This window comes from Legionella quinlivanii (genome assembly GCF_900461555.1).
GTDB lineage: Bacteria > Pseudomonadota > Gammaproteobacteria > Legionellales > Legionellaceae > Legionella_C > Legionella_C quinlivanii.
The window spans coordinates 2,018,908-2,038,669 of sequence record NZ_UGOX01000001.1 but is presented as its reverse complement, the minus strand read 5'-3'; the positions used below and the strand labels follow the sequence as shown (position 1 = coordinate 2,038,669).

Here is a 19,762-nt window from a genome sequence, read left to right as displayed (position 1 = left end):
GTTTTCTTAATTATTTTCTGATAGAGTTTTGATCTGAATGAATATATCGAGTACCAAAATGCTTCAACTTATTACCAAGGGAAATTCAGATAATAATGACTACAAATTGTATTTGAGTGATACAGGGTTTTCCAGTCTTGAAGAGAATTTGGAACAAGATGTAATCCAGGTGCTTACTTTTTTATGTAATGAAGAGATGATGCATGCCGGTTTGAAGAAATTCGCTAAAAGTTACTATGAATTTAAACAGTCGGAAGGCAGAGAAGGACGCACCGAGAAGCATACTATAAGAAAATTTTTTGATGAATGGGGGAGTGTAAATTATTTTAATCAGGGAGCTAGCGAGCCTGTTTCTTCAGAATATCGAACCAATCCTGAATTTGATTTTCCCAAATCGACTGCTGTATTAATTGATGAATTAACTACCGATTTATTTCTCGATGTGTTACTAAAAAATGCTTATCTATCATCTGATCCAGGCGCTGGAGTCACCCATGGTAAATGGTCGCACTCAATTCAGTTATTCATATTGGAAGAGGCACGCAAGTCCGGTTACTTACAACTAAACGCGGTTAATATTGCTGAATTCATCAAGCAGATTTCACAGATCAAACCGGAATTTGGTTCTTTAAATCTGTGGTATCTTATTTTCGACAGCACATTGGAAGGAACATTCACTTGTCCGGATACGATAGCCAGAACATTAGAGTCTAACTTTGATGAAGCCGGAGAAAGTATTTATTTAAATAAAAAAATGAATACGTATAAGGAAAAATCTGAAAAGCTCGATTCAATTAAAGTTACAGATGAGAGACGCTATAATGCTTATGTTGCTAAAAAATACGCTCAAAGAATTCCGGAGCTAGGATTTATCGGAACAGATCAGTCAAGAGGTCTGCTATGGTTTACTCATAAAAAAATCACAGACAAGGAGCAGGATGTATCGCCTTCGATAAATATTGAGATTAAATAGTGTGTTATTTAAACCAGCTTAAACGGATCCTCGTTCTGTGTTTCACAATTCATTTCTTCCTCATTTGCTATCGTAGCTGCCTTGATCACATTTCCAAGAGCCACTTCTTCTTTAGGGCTAAAGAAGCTGAACTTTGAAATGAATTGATCGAAGGGAAGTCTGGTTGCCAGATAGATTCCGGCCAGGGCGCCCATTAAAGCGCCAAACGCCGCTATGAAAAGAGCGCCCGGGCCGGTCATTTTAGCGCCAAGTGCCAAACCTACTACAAAGCCGGCCATAGTCGCTGCCATAATAGAAACAGTAATTAACAAGATTTTAAATAAAACACGCGAGTACCATTTTCGCCAGCGAAAGCTGGAGTCTGCATTATCATAAAGTATTTTCGTACAGGTTTGCTGGTAATAGTTAATGGCTGCGAGTTTGGAAATATTTTCCTCCCGGGTAAAACGCTCGATCAGATTGACTGTTTCATTCTCTATTCTGTTTCTCTCTGAAATTGGTAAATGGCTCAGGGCAGCATGCAGCTCTTTCAATGCGTTTTTAAGCTCCGGATATTGATTATTCAAAAGCGAAATTGCGTAGTCAATTGGCTGTGTGTCTAAATGGTTTTCAACGGCTTGCCTTAGCAATCTGATTCCAGCAGCTCCTCTGGAAGGAGAATGAGTTTGCGTATTATCCGGCTTTGCAGAAGTTATGAATGTATTAAATCCCGCTGCAATTAATTGCTTTTCAAGTGTGTCCACTGAATGAGTAAATTGCTCGTCCAGCTTGTCATAATTTGTCAGGGCCAGAAAAGTCAGAATACCTGATTTCGCGTTGGATAATTTTAGTGTTTCTACAGTGGACATTTCGTAAGAATGATCCTGGTCTGGATTTAAAAACTCTGGCAGGTTGATACAATAGATAAGAATATCAATATCCTTAAGAAAGGCATTCAATTTTAAACTTTCATTGATCAGGATTAACTCCGAACTTAATTCATAGAAATTAAACTTGGCATGAGATCCCGGAATCTGTTTAGTGCGAAAGAATAGAGAGGGTAATTCGCCAGTTAAAAAGGGAGCATCACATAAATACTTAATAATTGCCGTTTTTCCAGATTTTTTTCCTCCAATTACAGCAATATTGGTTTTGTTTTGGAAAAACATAGGCCTTGATACTCTCAGAAATGTGTAATAATAATTGCATCATTGTACACAAATTAATCTAAAAAGTCATTGCTCAATTAATTGTCTTATATTTAATACAGTTAATTGTATTGCTTAAGTTATTCTGAAAGGGGTAAATTAATATTTTAACAGGAGCCTTTATGAAAACTGATGATTGGCCAGCAGAGGATTATGCCATTGGTTCTTATGTTCAGGCGACAGCCGCAAGGGAATATCTCCCCCGACTTCAGTTCAAGCCGCAGGATAAGATATTGGACATTGGTTGTGGCAATGGGTCATTCACCGAATACTTGATTAAAATGTTACCATCTGGCTCGATTCTTGGGGTTGATGCCTCAGAAAATATGATTAGCCTGGCGGCAGAACTTACCCGGGTTTATTCAAATTTTTCAGTAAAGCGGATGGACATGGAGTCACTTCAATTTGAGGAACAATTTGACTACATTGTGTCATTTTGGTGCCTGCAGTGGTCTAAACATCTGATAGGGGTTTATAACAATATATTTCGCGCCTTGAAAAAAGGAGGCAAAATCTTCCTCCTTTTTCCATGCGGTGATGATCCATTCATTAACACAGCGGTCGCGGTAACAGAGTCAGGCCAGTTTCCGGAATTACGTGACTTTGTTTCGCCAGTAGACCGAAGCCAATACAGTAATTTTGATAAGTTAAAAGAAAATCTTATCAAAAATGGTTTGTTCAGCAAATTCCATATAGAGAAAAATCAGCATTCTTTACTGTTGCCCTCACTGGATTTTTTCCGCAAATTTGTCAGAGGAGTGGGCTATTTTCAAGGCCAGGTTTCCCTTCCTGTAATCAATGAAATTAATGAGGCCATGGTGGCAATGTATGCGAAAGAGTGTGAGGAAAAATATCGGGGTCAGTATTATTTTAATTTCAGCCTTTATGTGATTGAGGCAGAAAAATAGGCGGTTGATATTTAGCACAAATCTGTCATTTCAGCGTGGCATTGTTGCGCAAATAGAACCAAGCTGCAAATCTGTTGTCTTTGCGAACAAAGTGAAGCAATCCAGATCGAATTTTGAACAAAGCAAAGAGATGGATTGCTTCGCTAACCCTCACAAAGACAGTTTTTTGTGCACCCGTCTTCATTTGCGCAACAACGCCGCGCTGAAAAGACAAAGTGGGTCTTGCCGTTTCGAAAGATTTGCTACTACAACTCAATCGAACGAATTTGATTTTTCCCTGATTTTTTTGCCTGATACAAGGCTTTATCCGCCGCACAGATTATGTCTTCCGCCTCTATGTTATCAGGTGGTACAGTTACTATACCAATACTAAGCGTTGTGTTATTCACAGTTGATTCTTCTTTGAAGAATTCCTGTATTTTCTTACAAATAATAATCGCCTCCGCAGCGGTACTGTTGGCGAGCATCGCTGCAAACTCATCACCTCCAATTCTGAATGCTGCATCATTTGCCCGAGTAGCAGTTTTTTTAATAGCCCTTGCCAATCGTTTCAGCATTAAATCTCCTGCGGGATGGCCGAAATTATCATTAACGAATTTGAAATCATCCACATCGATTAATATCAAATTAAAATAATGCTGGTTACGCTTAGCCCTTCGCAATTCTTCATCCAGACGAGCGTCAAAATATCTTCTATTATAAAGTCCTGTAAGTGAATCAGTTATTGAAATACGATGAATTTCTTCAAGCACCGCATCTTTTTGATGGTTGGTGTGATTCAGATTCTGAATCAGACTGTCTTTTTCTTTTCCTAACCTGATGGTTTCTGAAAGAAGCCTGGATGGGAATTTGGCAGTTACAATGAGCATTATAATAAATAGAAGAAACATAGTGGCAAGTATGCTTTTATCAACTTGTAAAAAAGAATAATTGTAAACAATTAAAGGGATAAACATTGGAAGTAAATAGGCATAATAAGCTGGTAAATAAATAGAAAGTGATGCAATACCGCCAGCTGCCATTCCTCCAAGCACCAGAGTGATTATATTTTGATGAGCAGCAGATAAATAATCGTAAAAAAAAATATAACAGCTACCCCATAATCCTCCCATAATGAAAGTGAGACTGACGAATAAAGTCAGTTTTGATTTTTTGGAATGGATATAGGACTTGCTGGCAATACATTGACGGCTGTAAATCCAGCGTAAAATGCTTAAACTGGCGATTGCCAGAAACCAGATCGTGGATGCTGTAACCGGGGCGCCTCGATAGATGAGATACCCCCAGATTATTATTGATAGAAAGATATTAAAAGGTATCGCTTTAAGTGAGCTTTGCAGCAATAATAAAAAAGATTCATCCTGGATTTGACGAATGTCTCTCATATGGTCTCCTGTCCTTTGCCGCGTATATCCTTCAATAACAAGGCACTACGGTTGATGTACTGCTGACTTAACCTTAACCCCACGTACCGTGGTTTAACTTAACCCCACGTACCGTGGTTTAACTTTACCCCACGTACCGCGGTTTAACTTTACCCTACGTACCCCGGTTTAACTTTACCCTACGTACCCCGCTTTATGCGGGGTATCCACGCAATGCGTCTGATTGGCAAACGCATTTAAAACTCACTACCTATGGATACCCCGCATAAAGCGGGGTACGTAGGCTCTTAGGGGTACGTAGGCCTTATAATATACTTTTCAGGTCTTGAATCCTGATTTCCAAATACATTGCTATTTGAATTATAGCCGAATCCGCTTATGTACTATTCAGATCGAGCTGAAAGCTGGTGCATACCCGTCTTTGTCAGAAGAGAATTCGTGTGGGATCGCTTCAGGTTGAGCATCACCCATTATTTCCGAATACTCGGCCAATGTCCTTGCTTCCTCTGTGAAAGCAGTTTGCTGCCGCTGGAAGGCGTGAATAAAACGATTAATAGACATAATCATAAGCATAAAAGGGGAGAGAATCGTTCCGGCAGTGGTCCCGCCAGATAGAATTGTACCGGTTATGGTCACTGCAAAGAGTACAATGCTGGCCAAAGCTAAAAGAGACGCAATTAGAATATCTTTTTTATTTACACGGGTAGTCTCATATCCGCCCTGATTAAGCAGTTTCACTAAATGGGCAACAGCCTCAGGATTATCAGGTTGACTAGTCACTTTTTGTGCTGCATTCACGCATTCAGTTAGTTTCTGTATACGTTGCATTGAAGGTTTTTCTGCTCGTAATAAATCAAGCGCAAGATCCTGAGCGCAGCTCAGAACAGTCTGGGCCTGTTTTTTCAGCAGTTCTTGCCGAGATGAGTTGCTGGATTGCTGGAGTGATTGCAAGGCGGTCATTAAATTGACGGCTTCTTTTGATAAATCAGAAGTCTCCTTATATTTTTGCGCGATTATTTCATCCAGCAATTCAGTTCTGCGATTTACCAGATCATTCTGGTCTACCCAGTCCTGATGTGTGCTTGACAGGTTAGTGGCGCTGCACATTTTTTCCATAGAATCAAAGAAAAGGGTCTTTCTCTGATCACTGTTAGAGAAATAGTGTAATTGACCCAGACCTACGCCAAGACTTACTCCCTCAGCGGAGATAATCCAGGCATGTACAGCCATGGATAAGCCATGACTGGCGACTGCTTCAAATATAGCTAAGCCTAAAAGGGCTGCGGACACCAGGATATGAATAACTGCATAGCTGGTTTTTTCACGATCTGCCCGATAGCGGCTATAATCACTTTGTTCCACCATCTCCGAAAGTTTAAGCACTTGCTCTTTATTGCCAGGATTTTCAATGACCAATGCGGTTTGTTTGAAACAGACAGACAATTGCTTGATTTTAGTGATTGAAACTTTCTTGTTTTTGAGTATTTCAAGAACCAAATCCTGACAGGCTAGAAACGCTTTCTTTGCGGCAGCATGAATCACTTGATTATGTTCTGCACCAGCCAGCTGTTTTGCGATTTCATTTAATGAGGCAATTAAAGTTCTGACTTCTTCCGTAAGTTTAGAATTAGCTTTGTTTGCAGCAATAAAAGGACCAAAGGCCTCGGTGACCTCTGGATTCAAGTGACTTATTAGTTCGTCTTCAGGATTATCAGGACATGAAGCAAGGCGAGATAAAACCATCCGCGAACTAGCGCTACGATTAACGAGAGTGAAATGTTCCAGTGTCTCTGACACATAATCTTTACTGGCAAAGTGAGAGCGTGGATAATCGGTACGGAAAATTCCACTGCGTCCGTAGTTAACTGCATTCACCACCGAATCAATCAAAGCCAGGGGATAATGTTTCCAGGGAGAGGAATATTTACGAAATTCGAAGGCGTTGCTATTGAGCAATCCCCGCAGTTTCTGATGATGCTTTTTGTTGTCCTGATTAGTTTGACTTTTAGTAATAAGCCTGGTGCAGGTGATAACGTTTTTGGCAATACGGTTTCTTTCAGCATCAGAGAGATAATCAGCATTTTTTAAGACGTGGATGCTAATAAGATGCAGACGAATTAAAAGTGATTTTAACGAATCGTTATACGCACATTCTTTAAGATTAAGCAGCTTCGATGTGTTTTCTAATTCTGTCGTTAAATGGTCAGGAAATCCATTAATATTTTTTTGTTTTATGAGTTGATTAAGCTTTCTTGTTAATCCTGTAATTTCTGATGATTCTGTCATTATTATTTATCATCTTCCTTTGGTGATAATTATAAAAGCCAGTTTATCAGGAAAAGCTTAAGGAATTCTTATCAGATTTTATCAATTAAAATGGTTTAAATACCATCAGGTAAAAAATAACTAATACCGAGAAAAATGCAGGCCAGCCTAAAATGAACCATAATTTTGCATAGCGGTGGTATTTCGCAGGCAGACTTTTTTCGGATAGGGTGGTTTCTTTTAGCAATTGATCCATTTTAATTTGCAGCCATACCACCGGAAGCCAGCAGGCGCCGGTAATTACATATAGAAGCAAACTGAGAATAATCCATTTGCTGGTGATTGAATAATGCATAATAGCCATTAACCAAAATCCGGTAATCGGCTGAATAATGACGGCAGGGGCTGTAAATATCCAATCGGCAATCACCACATTCCTTGCCGCAAAACGCATGGCTTCAATATTAGCGCTTTGATTGGCGCGCCACATATAAAAAGCACTGCCTAAACCTGTGCCAAACAATAAGGTGGAGCTGATGATATGAATATATTTCAGCAGAAAATAGGCCATGGTATCCGCTTATCAACGATAGTCATTTCATGCAGCATAAAATGCTTTTGCTATAAATAAAAGTAAATAGGAGAAAATTATGGGATCAATTAAAAAAGACAAAGCGAAGGATCATCCGGAAATTAAGGAAATCAAGAATGTCTGCGACATCACGCCCGACTCAAGCAAGCCAGTGTGTAATGAAATTAAAAGGGAAAAGAAGCAATCGCCAAAAAACTCCCCTAAGGGAATTTAAAGCGGATTTTCCGGGATATTAATGGGTTCTGGCTCAGGAATATGAACAGGTTCTGGCTCGGGAGTATTTTCCGGGCTGGGTTCTGGAGTGTTATTGGGTAAGGGTTCAAACTGGTCAGGAGAGAATGGAATCTCATCAGGTTTTTCAGAAATTTCACCAACTATATGTTGCAAGTCATTATTGCTCATGATAAATATTTCCTTATGTTGAGTTTAATCAATTCATAACAATTAAAAAAATATCAATATGATTTCCGCTGGGCAGAAATATAATTACTCTTTATTTATTATGGCAGCTGAGAGCATAAGTTAAAGCAGGAATTGATAGTTGAGAGGACGCTATGTTTGAATTTGAGAAACTTGAAAAGCATCACCTGGAAATAATCTTTTCCTGGCTTGCCGAACCTCATATGCTGGAGTTTTGGGACAATAGCCAGGAACATAAGGATGATATTATTAACTTTGTGGATGGGAGGAAAAACCCTTCGGCTTATTTTTCTGGAAATGTCAGCTATTGGATTGGCTCCATCAATAAGGAAAAATCCTCTTTCATTTTAACTTCCCCGCTTGGATCCAAAGAAGAATGCCCTAAGATTCTGGCTGAAAATCGCTCTGTAACAGGCACTACCTATTGTATCGATTTTGGTATAGGTAACAGAGAGTTTCTTGGTAAGGGATTTGCCAGTGAAGCGCTTTGCGCCTTTATCGACTTTTTCCGTAAAATGGTCGATCCTGCTGCGGATACGTTTTTTATAGATCCTGATGCAAATAATCCCCGCGCACAACATGTTTATACCAAGGCAGGGTTCAGAACACTGGGAAATTATATTATGGACAAAGGCGTGTTTGAGGGGCAAAGAGCCTGTTTGATGGTGCAACAATTTAAAAAATAATGGGATATTTTGACTGTAATTTAATGATGACCTTGTAAAAATTTGTAGAGAATAAAAAAATTGCATTCAAAATCAAGTAGTTCTTCTGCTTTTTTCATGCTAATTCTTACTAAAAAATTGACAATTTTATTGAATTTGAGACAATGAGCTCGCATAATTGGAGTGCCAATTGATTGCCTGTGAATAACCATTAGGAAGAATTTTCATGCGAGCAAAAACTGAGCTTGGCGATACGGTTCAAATCCCCGCGGGTATTCATCCTCAAATACGACTGCTGGCCTGTGATTTTGATAACACACTAGTCAATTTAAAGGGAAAATATGCCTCTGTTCTTAATCATGACTTGTTAATCCCGATATTACGCTGGGCATCCTTAACAATTCATTTAGGGATTGATACCGCCCGCGATAGAAAACTCGATAGCGATATTGCTTCCAGTGGAGGGGCATCAATTACTGATTTACTCAAACTGTTTGAACGATTTGGTATTCGTTTTACAACAAATAACCCGAACCTTGTAATTGCCAGCGAAGATGTCACTGAGTTTAGAAATACTCTGATGAAAAAGTATGATCATGATCTTGAAACCAAGAATCTGTTCACTAAACAAAAGAACGCGGATCTTCACTTCATTATGCAGGAATACAACAAGTCATTTAGCAGCACTCCTCTAAGCCCTGAAGACATTTTAATTCTCGATGACACTGAAGGGGTAGTGGAGTGGGCAAGAAAGGCCGGATTTAAGGCGATACATGTAAAGCATGAGCTCAATAAAAACACTGTAGATGAGAGCTATGCCTATGAACTTGCTAAAGTTTTAAGTCTTGAAGACTATGCAAACGATGTGCAGGAGCATCCTGAGAATCATCTCGATGATCCTGAAGTTTTTTTGACTGTCTCAAAAGAGTATTGGGCTGCTAAACAGGCTCGAAAAGAGAATAAACTGCCTGCAACTTTACTCGTTCATCCTTTACTTAATGATTTATTAGGACATTTCCGAAAAGATCCAAGACAGGTTTTTCCTTTATTAAAGCAATTGCATGGCCGAGCAGGGTATTCACAGATAATTGATGAGGAATATGAAATTTCTGATACGCTTATAAGCTCGCCGAGACAGCAAATACTGGCTTCAAGCCCAGTCAAACAAACCCTGTTAGGCCATTCGATACAGGCCGATGATTTTTTCAGAGTCAACGATTTATTACAGTTAGGAGCGAGCTCTAACCACCGCTTCGATTTAGGACCAAACAAGCGACAAATCAAGCCTTTGGTCGCTGCCGTTATTCTGGATTGTTCTTCCGATATTTTAGCTGCCCTGATAAAGGCAAATGCACAAATTGATTTGACTTACGGTGATGTGTCCATTCTAAAAATAGCGCTTGAAAATTTACACGGTAAGTTATTGCATCTTGTGCCTGGGAAAAGGCAATCTCTTTATGAGCAATTACAAGTGACTGTTGATGTCATTCAAAAACAGCATGGTCTGGACAATTATTTTAATCATTTAGCGGCTATTTTCCCATTGATTCTGAAAATTGAAGACGCTAATGTCCTGGCAATTTTTATGAATAATCTGAGCCTTAATCATAGGCAGTCTCTTTATCATTTCGTGGATATTTCAGCGCCGAAAAATTCTGATTTTTCTCAGCAACTAACGGTAGAGTTCTTTTTTCAGCAGTCATTGAAATCACTGAAAGAAAAGTTCGACCCCTTAACCCCTGCACCAAACGAACTTGCACCCCCGGAAAAGCCGGGGAAATGTCCTCATTATAACTCAGCCAAGGCACTCTTTGAGCTTTTAAGGCATGAATCCCTCAGTTCACCAAGGCAGACTAAAAAAACCGGCAGTGCAATTAAATTATTCCGCTCCTCCGCCGAAGCGCTGGCCGATGTTAAGTCTCTTCAACGGCAATTCTTTTTTAATGCTTTGGGTCATATGCTGCGAATGAATTTGAGTGATTTCAGAGTTCAAAGTCTTTTAAACGTGTTCCTGACGATGTTCTGTAAAAAAGACACTGTGGGAAGTCCAAAAGGAGAAAAAAGAAAAGCGGAAGATCTGGATATTAATAAGGTTTATTCGTCTCGTGCTCCACAATACGAATTAAGTTTACTTGGAGTAGCTGTCACAACTAATAATCTCTGGTTTGCCCAGCGTTTACTTGATCTTGGAGCAGATGCAAGCCAATTATTTTTTTTGGATCAAACAAAAATAAAGATGTTAAACGCGGCAATAATTTCTGAGTGTGAACCAGGTCTTATCAATAGACTCATAAAAGCTGGGGCTACAATTGGACAAATTGAGGGAACTTATATAAATGGCGTAAAAGAATCCATACTCAGTATAATGATTAAACGAATTTGTAGTACAGCAAATTTTAGTCTTAGAAAAGAGTTAATTGAGCAATTACAGCCTGTTATTCAACTGTTTTTATCGCAACACGGCGTCGATAATTATTTTGCAGCCTTATATCCTGCTATTCAGCCCATCATCGAGAGTAAGGATAGTAAATTAATGGCAAACTGCTTTGGCATGCTGCCAAGCCCCTTCAAGCAAACTCTGTGGGATATCTTTGCAATGGAGGGCTTATATCCCTTGAAGCCAGCAACAGATGTCAAACAGGAGGATTTTAAACTAAGATTCGAGATGGAATTCTTTTTTCAAATGAAAGAAGAGGAACTGCCCTTGCAGAAGAGGGAGTTTCATCGTGCTCTTTCCTTAATTCAATCAGAATATTGTTTGCTTGTTGAGCTGCGTGCTCGTTTGAGAATTGCTTTCGCCAATTTCGAGAAACCTGAGTCATCAATTCAGGGAAAAAGAAGCTTTTTTAGTGTATCCGATGTAAATCCCATTGAAGAAAACAAACTGAATGCCCGAGTCAGGCGTTTAAAACTGTTTTTCAACTCAGTGCATTGTTTGATGGAAACAGTTCCAATAGACTCTCTTCAAGCAAAAAGCCTTCTGCATTCCTGCTATTTCGCTATTAAGGAATTAAAAAATTTCGCAGATTATGCCGCCTATTTCAAAGAGCATACCAAATCAATTGAGGAACTGCTTTTATTTTTGAAAAACTCGTTACAGGAAAGTCAGACGGCGCAATACGAAATTCAGGCTCCACTCGTCTCATCTGAGAGGGCGCAGATAGCGAGTTACAGAGAGCCTTTGCTGCCAGTATCCCCAATTGCTGGAGTTAATCCGGACGATTCAAATGTTTCATTGACTGGTAGTCGATAAGCTAAACACTGTTTATAAAAAATCCCCTCTTCCAAGTTGGGAGAGGCTAGGGTGAGGGCTGATTAAAACCCCTCTCTCTAACTCTCTCCCCTGAGGGGAGAGAGGATTTTTAAGGAAGTTTTGCTCGATCTATCATCTTTTGCCGTTACTCGTTATAAAAAAATCCCCTCTCCCAAGTTGGGAGAGGGCTAGGGTGAGGGTTGATTAAAACCCCTCTCTCTAACTCTCTCCCCTGAGGGGAGAGAGGATTTTTAAGGAAGTTTTGCTCGATCTATCATCTTTTGCCGTTACTCGTTATAAAAAAATCCCCTCTCCCAAGTTGGAGAGGGCTAGGGTGAGGGTTGATTAAACCCCCTCTCTCTAACTCTCCCCCCTGAGGGGAGAGAGGATTTTTAAGGAAGTTTTGCTCGATCTATCATCTTTTGCCGTTACTCGTTATAAAAAAATCCCCTCTCCCAAGTTGGGAGAGGGCTAGGGTGAGGGTTGATTAAAACCCCTCTCTCTAACTCTCTCCCCTGAGGGGAGAGAGGATTTTTAAGGAAGTTTTGCTCGATCTATCATCTTTTGCCGTTACTCGTTATAAAAAAATCCCCTCTCCCAAGTTGGGAGAGGGCTAGGGTGAGGGTTGATTAAAACCCCCTCTCTCTAACTCTCTCCCCTGAGGGGAGAGAAGATTTTAAGGAAATTTTACTCAATCTATCATTTTTTGCAGATACTCGCGGGCTCTTAGAGCATAGGCGAGAGGCGGTGCTTTGGCAGGATCCTGCTCGGCTTCTACAATCAGCCATTCTTGATAGCCAGTTTTCTTAAGTTCTGCCATTATTGGCGCAAAATCAATCATGCCATCACCGGGGACTGTAAAAACACCGGCACGCACCGCATCCATAAAGCAAAGTTTCTCTTCTAAAACTCTTTCAAAAACGGCTGCGCGGATATCTTTTAAATGAATATAGCGTATGCGGCTTCGATATTTTTGCAACAGGTCTATTGGATTTATCCGGGCAAAGGCAGCATGACCGGTGTCTAATAATAAGGAGACTAACTCCGGGCTGGTGTGTTGCATCAGATAATCAATTTCTGAAGCATTGAAAACGCCGGTTCCGGCATGATAGTGATAGACAATCTGCATGCCATAATCATGTGCGATACGACCTATTGCATGCAAACCCTGAATCAGGCGAGTCCATTGCTCATCATTAAATACGGGTTTATTTTCACCTAGTACCGGCTGCTCAGTACCCTGAACCGCATATCCGCATTCACAAATATTAATAAATTGTGCATTCATCGCACGCATAAAACTTAAATGATCCAGAAAACGGGACAAGGTTTTCTGATAATTTTCAGATTCGGTAAAATAGGTACTGAACCAGGCACTGCTTAATACAAGGCCCACTTCATCGAGCGTTTTCTTCAAAAAAACAGGATCTTTGGGAAATTTATTTCCCAATTCTGTACTTTGATAGCCAGCCTGGACCATTTCATTGATGCATTGTTCAAAACCAATATCTGATCCGAGGCTTGGATCATCATCATTACACCAGTTAATCGGAGCAATACCCAGTTTCATTGTTATTCCTTAAAACAATTTTGCGCTTTCTATTTGCTGCTGCATATTGGCATGAGCAGCTCTTACTTTTTTAGAATTAGAGACAGCCGCCACTCCCACACGCCACCATGTTTCATAACCCTTACTCATTGTTTTGGGTAAAACAGGAAGGACGATTACGCTACTGCCTGTATTCTGTTTCGCATTTACGAGTGCCGTTTTGAAGTCGTCATAACTGTCGACATAAATGGATTGTGCTCCCAGTGCTTCGGCATAGCGGCAAAAGTCAATTTTAATGTAGTCGCCGTCTAACTGTTTGCTTTGCAAAGAACGATAGCGGAATTCATTTCCGAAACCCATGCTGCCATTGGCCTCTTGCAGATTGCGTATACATTGATAGCCATGATTATCAAAAAGAATAACCGTTATTTTCAACTTTTCCTGAATGCAGGTTAGTAATTCGGAGTGCAACATAATATAACTGCCGTCTCCAACCAGTACATAGACTTCGCCCTCTTCTTTTTCCTTAGCCATACGCACGCCAAGGCCCGCTGAAATCTCATAGCCCATGCAGGAATACGCATATTCAAGATGATAGTCCTTAGCTGTTTTGGATTGCCAGAGGCGATGCAAATCTCCTGGCAGACTGCCGGCTGCACCGATTATCACATCATTTTTAGTGGTCAACTGATTTAATAAGCCAAGAATAGCTGTTTGGGACAATCCATTCGCTCTTTTCTCAGGAATGGCGATAACTCGGGTTAATTCGTCCTGCCAGGCTTTGCGGTATCGCTGAATATGCTGGCGATAGCCCGGAGAGGTTTCAAAATTCTTCATTGACTGGCTTAATTGAAGAAGACCGCGTTTGGCATCCCCTTTTAAAATCATGCTATCCATTTTGACGGCATCAAAGCGGCTGATATTTAAGTTAATCAATTGGCAGGTTTCGTTTTTAAACCCCCATTTGGAGGCCGTAGTAAAATCCTGCAGGCGCGAACCAACCACCAGAATTAAGTCGGCCTGTGCCGCTAACAGATTGGCAGCTTCTGATCCAGTAACCCCAATACCTCCGACATTCATTGGATGAGAGGCGGGAAGGGCGCTTTTACCCGCTTGGGTTTCTGCTACGGGGATTTGATGCTGAGAGACAAACTCAGCCAAGGTGTCTGCTGCCAGGGAATAGTGAACTCCTCCGCCAGCAATAATCAAAGGTTTTTGTGCATTCAATAGAAGCCTGGCTGCTTCATCAATAGCTTCCTGACTGACAGACTCTCTTTCAATTCGCCATACACGTTTGGCAAAAAAGGGTTCCGGATAATCATAACTTTCGGATTGCACATCCTGAGGAAGACAAAGAGTCACTGCTCCGGTTTCTGCAGGGTCAGTAAGAACCCTGAGTGCGTTCATGCAGGCGCTTATCAATTGTTCAGGTCTTTGAATCCTGTCCCAGTATTTACTCACCGGCTTGAAGCAATCATTTACAGAAATTGTGTAATCATGGGACACTTCCAACTGCTGTAAGACTGGATCGGGCTGGCGGCAGCTGAATATATCGCCTGGAAGCAGCAATAGAGGAATTCGATTGGTAGTGGCTGTCGCCGCTGCGGTAATCATATTGGTCGCACCAGGTCCAATGGATGAGGTGCAGGCAAAAATGCCTAGCCGGTTTTTTTGTTTGGCGTAGGCAGTGGCTGCATGCGCCATGCCTTGCTCATTATGGCCCTGGTAGTATGTCAGACCGCTGGTATCGTATTCCAGAGCTTCGCCAATCCCGGTTACATTTCCGTGACCGAAAATACCGAAAATTCCCTGTACAAAGCGGTATTCAATGCCATCAAGCTTAATATATTGATTGGCCAGAAAACGAAGTAAAGCTTGGGCGGTCGTTAATTTTATAGTTTGCATTACATCTCTCGTTAAATTAATTGCCATACTCTTTGGTTTGCACAGTCTCTGCGAGTCCAGTCGTGTTCATCCACAAAAGTTGGCTGTTCGTAAGGTTCACCAGGCAGATGCCGTATAAACCACAGAGTATAAAGCGAATAACCGGGAGCAGTGCAGTGGGCATGAGTTTTATTGGCGGCTATCTGATAGGTATCGCCATGTGTTATGCGAAGTGTCTGCCCTCCATTTTCTGCTAATGCAAATCCCTGGGGTTCTGAAAACCGATAATGATAAATTTCAGGCTGTGCATGGTAATGGGAGGGATAACTCGACCAGCGCCCCTGAAAACTGATAATCTCGCCCACAACCAGATTGGATTCTGGCCGATTACGCTTGTCAAAAACCGTACGAACTATACGATAAGCGGTGTTTTCCAATTGCTTTTGTCCGCGATGATCGGTTTCCAGCATATTGCCTTCTGTAAAAACCATCGGCTCAAAGGGAGTGGGGTTTTCAGTTTCCATAATTAACAGTTCACAATCGCTGTGAGCTTGTACGGAAGCTATCGAATCGCTTGAACAGTGTAAGACAATCGGGTTTTCAGCAAAATAATCGCAGCGTTCGGCCCTGAATTGTTTATCTCCGAAGTGGAAATCAACTCGTCCAGTCATTAGCAATGCGGCAAATTCAAATAAAGGATTGAACTGAAAGGTCTCTCCTTTTCTTAAACGCAATGATTGGAAATTCATTTGGATTTCAAAAGGATTATTTTCCATTTCGACAATCGAATGCAGGCCGTCCTGGAAAGGATAATTCGGAGTAAGTACCTGAGTTTTTTTTTCATGTAACTGATTTAAAGCATGGCTTTTCCATACCAGTGGATTGTTAGCGAACTCACGTATAAAGTACTGATGCTCTTCCCAATAAGGCATTGCGGGCGCACAACCATGTCGTGTTACCAGCAAGGCGCCGCTGGCATTTGCCCACTCCATTGCAGTTTCCCAATTCTCTTCACGCAGTAAGCCCCTTAACAAACCGGCCATAAAGGCATCACCAGCTCCCAGAACATTCAGAACTTCAACCGGAAAAGGTTTTGATTCCAGTGTGGAGGCATTTTTAAGATAAACCTGGCAGCCCAACTGTCCGCGTTTAACAACAATTGGAGCCTGGCTAAGGGATTGGATACAATGAATGGCTGCCGGCAGATTGTCCGCACCTCCTGCCAATAACACTTCTTCCTCGGTACCAATAATGAATGAACAGTCAGCAAGAACCTGTTGGTAAATAGAGGTGACTTCTGCCGCGGGCAGATAACGGGTTTCGCCATCACCTGCTGTGGTCAGATTCCATAGAACGGGGCGATAGTCCAGATCCATAATAATGAGTGTGCCTGCTTTTTTAGCGAGAGCAAGCGTATGCAGCGTCGTTGCAAGCATGGCTTCAGTGGATAAACCTGTGCCTGTAAAAAGGAGAGCCTTTGCCTTTTCCAAATTTTTTATTGAAATATGTTCTGCTTTAAGCTGCATGTCGGCGCAATTATTTCGATAGAACATTAGAGGGAAGTGATGCGGGGGATTAATACCCAAAAGCACAAGCCCTGTCAGGTGGGCATCTGATTCCTGAAGTAAATCGATATTAACGTTTTCTTTAATGAGTGTCTGCTTTAAAAAAGCACCCATTTCATCCTGGCCCACACAGGAAAACATCTGACAGCTTAATCCCAGTCTCGCTGCCCCAACAGCAATATTTCCAGCACATCCCCCCAGGTATTTTTTAAAAGTACTGGCTTCTGAAAGAGCAAGTCCTATATCTTCTGCATAGAAGTCTACTGCCACTCGGCCCATACAAATTAAATCGATGGGCCTCTCTTTTACATAATTTAGTTCTGACATTTTCGCTCTCATTCAGGATTACAATTTGACCGGCGCATTAATTTCCAGTGATTGTTTTGCCGCCTGAGCAATTCTTAATGCCTGAAGTCCGTCAAAGGTTGAGACCAGCGCAGGCTTTTCAGAGATCCAGCTTTGATAGAATGCGGTTAATTCGGTTATAAAAGCTTGCTGGTAGCGTTCTAAAAAGAAATACAGGGGATTAGCAGAGTGGATGCCATTCATCCCATAACTTACTACTTGATGGGAAGGTTGATTTCCAGCGAGCAGCATTCCTTCTGAACCCAAGACTTCGATCCGCTGATCATAGCCATAAACTGCTTGCCGGCTATTATTGATAATGCCCAGTGTGCCATTCGCAAAGCGCAGTTGTATTGTCGCCGTATCGACATCATTAAAGGCTTCAAATTCAGGGTTTATCAGGACAGCGCCAGCTGCATAAACTTCAACCACTTCTGAATTGGCGAGGAAGCGGGCCATATCAAAATCATGAATACTCATGTCCATGAAAATGCCGCCTGAGGTTGCACAATACTCCTTTGAGGGGCATGCAGGATCACGTGAGGTAATGCAGATAAGTTGCGTCTGACCAATTTCACCTGTTTTTATACGGTTTTGTAAATTTGAAAAACTGGGGTCAAAGCGACGATTAAAGCCGACTTGCAGCAGGGTATTATTTTTGTTTACTGCTTCAATTGTTTGAAGAATTTCCTGTTCGGATAAGCCCAAGGGCTTTTCACAAAAAATAGCTTTTCCAGACTCGCAGGCCCTAAGAATCTGTTGGCTATGCAAATGAGAGGGCGAAGCAATTAATACAGCGTCGATATCCTGATTATCAAGTATATCTTCAACAGATGTGCTGAGCAGCGGAATATCCAGCGTTTTTGCCCAGTGAGTGTCCAGTTGCGGGTCCGCAATGGCATTCAGCTCAAACTGAGGGAGTTGTGTTTTCAAATTGGCGGCATGCAATTTTCCAATCCTTCCGGCACCAATAATTCCCATTCGACATTTTTTATTCATTTCAGATTTCCAAGTTTAGTGCTAGTTTATTTTTTTGCGTATTGAGATTTTGTCCAAGATCCCTGATTTTGTGACCTTTAAGCAGATTGTCTTCAATTTTTTCGAGAGAAACACCGCTTGTTTCCGGTATAAAGTAATAAATAAAGAAAAAGGCGAGTAAACAGAAGCCCCCGAAGATGGAAAAAGTGAATGAGGGTCCGGTATTGGTAAAGAATGTAAGGAAAGAAATCGATACAAGAAAATTCGCCAGCCATTGAATGACGGTGGCAATACTCATGGCAAATCCGCGAGTGGCTTGTGGGAATATTTCAGAAATTAATACCCAGAACAGCGAACCTACGCTAATGCAATAGCCCATCACATAAGTACAGAAAAGCAGGAGAATGATTGCAGGCGATATGCGGTTAAAGCAGAATGCTATGGCGAACAGGCTCAGACTGGCGAGCATCATCCCGTTTAATAGCAGGGAACGGCGGCCAAAGCGATCCACAAAGCAGAGCGTGAACGCGGTGAAAATAAAATTGACCACTCCTATGATAAAGGTGGCGAGAATAGCCGTGTGGATGGATAGAAACCCTGCGCTTTGGAAAATCATCGGGCCGTAGTACATCAGCGCATTAATTCCTGAGAACTGTTGAAACACGCCAAGAAGCGTTCCAACTGCCAGCACTGAAAAAAAGGGCTTGCTCAATAAAAGCGCTTTAGACAGTTTGAGTGGCGAACTGTTATTTTTTATTTCAGCGATTTCACTCCTGAGATCTGCGCCTTTTGGTCTTATTTTTTTCAATGCGGCAACCGCTTTCTCAATCCCCTGTTTTTTTACCAGCCAGCGTGGGGAATGGGGTACAAACAGCATGCCGATAAGTAATAAAAGTGCAGGTAGTACCCCGGTCCACAAAATGAGACGCCAACTGGAGGCGGCGCTATCCTGCAATAAATAGCCAATTAAATAGGCAACCGCTTGGCCAAAAGTGAGTGCAAGTCCATTAATCAAAACCAGTGCGCCCCGGTTCTTTGGAGGAGATATCTCCGCGATAAATAAAGGGGCGATGTACGAGGCAATTCCTATACAGACCCCAATGATAAACCGGCCAAGTAATAAATAATTAAGTGTATCGGCAAGCGCACAACTGGCGGTCCCCAGAATAAAGCCAATGGCAACTATTTTTAGCAGCGTTTTACGGCTAATCTGATCTGAAAGATATCCGCTTAGCGGAATGCCTGCGATCGAACCGAGCAGGCTAAAACTGACAACGAGAGACCATTCCCATGAATTAAGGGATAGCTGACGGATAATCTGATCCTGCACATCGGCAATCACGCTTGAATCAAAACCAAAAAGGAAACCACCCAAACCTGCGATTATCGCAACCAGTATCATATACGAATTAATATTGCCATCCATTGCCATATCCTGTTCCACTGTTGAGTAGCCTGTGCTTCCTGAAAAGAGAGGCTTTATCCATCGAGGCAAATAGTATCACTGTCTTTTGCAAATGAAAAATCCTATTGCATTTTTTGTTTAATTCAATGACCATAAAAAAATCCCGTCTTAAATTAGTTACCTATGCTTCGTAAATCCAAACGACACTGGTATTGGCTCTTGCTGATTCCCATTCTGGCGGTCCTGCCTTTACCCTGGTACAACAAGCTTGAGCCGATGCTATTCGGTTTTCCCTTTTTTTACTGGTATCAGTTAGCATGGATTTTTCTGGGCGCGGTGATTATTGCGATCGTTTACTGGGTGACTGAGATTGGAACGGATTAAAATG

Annotated in this window: 16 protein-coding genes; 6 read left to right on the top strand and 10 right to left on the bottom strand. The window is 41.4% G+C overall.

The window, feature by feature from the left end; translation table 11 throughout:
* Nucleotides 1-58: 58 nt before the first annotated feature.
* Nucleotides 59-973 (top strand): LirA/MavJ family T4SS effector, encoded by a 915-nt coding sequence (locus DYH61_RS08780; protein WP_083499202.1) that lies wholly within the window; start codon nt 59-61, stop codon nt 971-973.
* A gap of 8 nt (nt 974-981) precedes the next feature.
* On the opposite strand, the gene DYH61_RS08775 is transcribed toward DYH61_RS08780, so the two are convergent.
* A complete protein-coding gene (locus DYH61_RS08775; protein WP_058507382.1) occupies nt 982-2,121 on the bottom strand; it encodes a hypothetical protein in 1,140 nt (379 codons plus the stop codon).
* A 161-nt stretch (nt 2,122-2,282) separates the two neighbouring features.
* Here DYH61_RS08775 and DYH61_RS08770 point away from each other — a divergent pair, with 161 nt between their 5' ends.
* Nucleotides 2,283-3,068 carry a class I SAM-dependent methyltransferase gene (locus tag DYH61_RS08770; protein WP_058507383.1) on the top strand — a complete coding sequence of 262 codons (786 nt, stop codon included), beginning with the start codon at nt 2,283-2,285 and terminating at the stop codon, nt 3,066-3,068.
* Nucleotides 3,069-3,313: 245 nt separating this feature from the next.
* On the opposite strand, the gene DYH61_RS08765 is transcribed toward DYH61_RS08770, so the two are convergent.
* The 3 genes from DYH61_RS08765 to DYH61_RS08755 form a co-directional block, all read right to left on the bottom strand.
* Complete coding sequence (locus DYH61_RS08765; RefSeq protein ID WP_058507384.1) at nt 3,314-4,453, bottom strand: GGDEF domain-containing protein; 1,140 nt, start codon at nt 4,451-4,453, stop codon at nt 3,314-3,316.
* Between the two features lie 387 nt (nt 4,454-4,840).
* Nucleotides 4,841-6,739 carry a hypothetical protein gene (locus DYH61_RS08760; protein WP_058507385.1) on the bottom strand — a complete coding sequence of 633 codons (1,899 nt, stop codon included), beginning with the start codon at nt 6,737-6,739 and terminating at the stop codon, nt 4,841-4,843.
* 85 nt (nt 6,740-6,824) lie between these two features.
* Nucleotides 6,825-7,289, bottom strand: a complete 465-nt coding sequence (locus DYH61_RS08755; protein ID WP_058507386.1) for a DUF2269 family protein — start codon at nt 7,287-7,289, stop codon at nt 6,825-6,827.
* Between the two features lie 79 nt (nt 7,290-7,368).
* On the opposite strand from DYH61_RS08755, the gene DYH61_RS15640 reads away from it, so the two are divergent.
* Nucleotides 7,369-7,524 (top strand): hypothetical protein, encoded by a 156-nt coding sequence (locus DYH61_RS15640; protein WP_157072291.1) that lies wholly within the window; start codon nt 7,369-7,371, stop codon nt 7,522-7,524.
* Here the strand turns inward: DYH61_RS15640 and DYH61_RS15745 are convergent.
* A complete protein-coding gene (locus tag DYH61_RS15745) occupies nt 7,521-7,712 on the bottom strand; it encodes a hypothetical protein (protein ID WP_058507387.1) in 192 nt (63 codons plus the stop codon). The two genes, DYH61_RS15640 and DYH61_RS15745, sit on opposite strands and share 4 nt — an antisense overlap.
* Before the next feature lie 152 nt (nt 7,713-7,864).
* On the opposite strand from DYH61_RS15745, the gene DYH61_RS08745 reads away from it, so the two are divergent.
* Nucleotides 7,865-8,416, top strand: a complete 552-nt coding sequence (locus DYH61_RS08745) for a GNAT family N-acetyltransferase (protein WP_058507388.1) — start codon at nt 7,865-7,867, stop codon at nt 8,414-8,416.
* Nucleotides 8,417-8,621: 205 nt separating this feature from the next.
* Nucleotides 8,622-11,648: a hypothetical protein gene (locus DYH61_RS08740; RefSeq protein ID WP_058507389.1), complete on the top strand. Its 3,027-nt coding sequence runs from the start codon at nt 8,622-8,624 to the stop codon at nt 11,646-11,648.
* A gap of 691 nt (nt 11,649-12,339) precedes the next feature.
* Here the strand turns inward: DYH61_RS08740 and iolE are convergent.
* From iolE to DYH61_RS08715, 5 genes are read right to left on the bottom strand one after another with little or no spacing between them, the layout of a single operon-like run.
* Complete coding sequence (iolE, locus tag DYH61_RS08735) at nt 12,340-13,218, bottom strand: myo-inosose-2 dehydratase (protein WP_172463588.1); 879 nt, start codon at nt 13,216-13,218, stop codon at nt 12,340-12,342.
* Nucleotides 13,219-13,227: 9 nt separating this feature from the next.
* Complete coding sequence (gene iolD / locus DYH61_RS08730; RefSeq protein ID WP_058507897.1) at nt 13,228-15,102, bottom strand: 3D-(3,5/4)-trihydroxycyclohexane-1,2-dione acylhydrolase (decyclizing); 1,875 nt, start codon at nt 15,100-15,102, stop codon at nt 13,228-13,230.
* A gap of 11 nt (nt 15,103-15,113) precedes the next feature.
* Nucleotides 15,114-16,973 (bottom strand): 5-dehydro-2-deoxygluconokinase, encoded by a 1,860-nt coding sequence (gene iolC / locus DYH61_RS08725; RefSeq protein WP_058507391.1) that lies wholly within the window; start codon nt 16,971-16,973, stop codon nt 15,114-15,116.
* 18 nt (nt 16,974-16,991) lie between these two features.
* Nucleotides 16,992-17,990, bottom strand: coding sequence for an inositol 2-dehydrogenase (gene iolG, locus DYH61_RS08720; protein WP_058507392.1), 999 nt, complete (start codon nt 17,988-17,990; stop codon nt 16,992-16,994).
* Between the two features lies 1 nt (nt 17,991).
* Nucleotides 17,992-19,395, bottom strand: coding sequence for a sugar porter family MFS transporter (locus DYH61_RS08715; protein ID WP_058507393.1), 1,404 nt, complete (start codon nt 19,393-19,395; stop codon nt 17,992-17,994).
* A 162-nt stretch (nt 19,396-19,557) separates the two neighbouring features.
* On the opposite strand from DYH61_RS08715, the gene DYH61_RS08710 reads away from it, so the two are divergent.
* Nucleotides 19,558-19,758: a DUF3311 domain-containing protein gene (locus tag DYH61_RS08710; RefSeq protein ID WP_058507394.1), complete on the top strand. Its 201-nt coding sequence runs from the start codon at nt 19,558-19,560 to the stop codon at nt 19,756-19,758.
* Nucleotides 19,759-19,762: the final 4 nt, after the last annotated feature.